This is a genomic window from Mesorhizobium sp. M7A.F.Ca.MR.148.00.0.0 (assembly GCF_003997735.1).
Lineage (GTDB): Bacteria > Pseudomonadota > Alphaproteobacteria > Rhizobiales > Rhizobiaceae > Mesorhizobium.
On sequence record NZ_RZTB01000737.1, the window covers coordinates 1 to 229 of the forward strand.

Genomic DNA, 229 nt, shown 5'->3' on the forward strand with positions numbered 1-229 from the left:
GCTACAAGCGTTTCTGGCTGGCCGAGCATCACAACATGCCGGGTATCGCCAGCGCGGCCACAGCCGTCGTCATTGCCCATGTCGCCGGCGGAACCAAGACCATTCGCGTCGGCGCCGGCGGTATCATGCTGCCCAACCATTCGCCGCTGGTGATTGCCGAGCAGTTCGGCACGCTGGCCGCCTTGCATCCGGGCCGCATCGATCTCGGCATCGGCCGGGCGCCCGGCAC

At 67.7% G+C, this 229-nt stretch carries 1 protein-coding gene; it reads left to right on the top strand.

Annotated elements, in window-relative coordinates:
* Positions 1 to 229, top strand: a 229-nt coding sequence (locus tag EOB49_RS36055) for an LLM class flavin-dependent oxidoreductase (RefSeq protein ID WP_127383593.1), incomplete at both ends; no start/stop codon positions are given.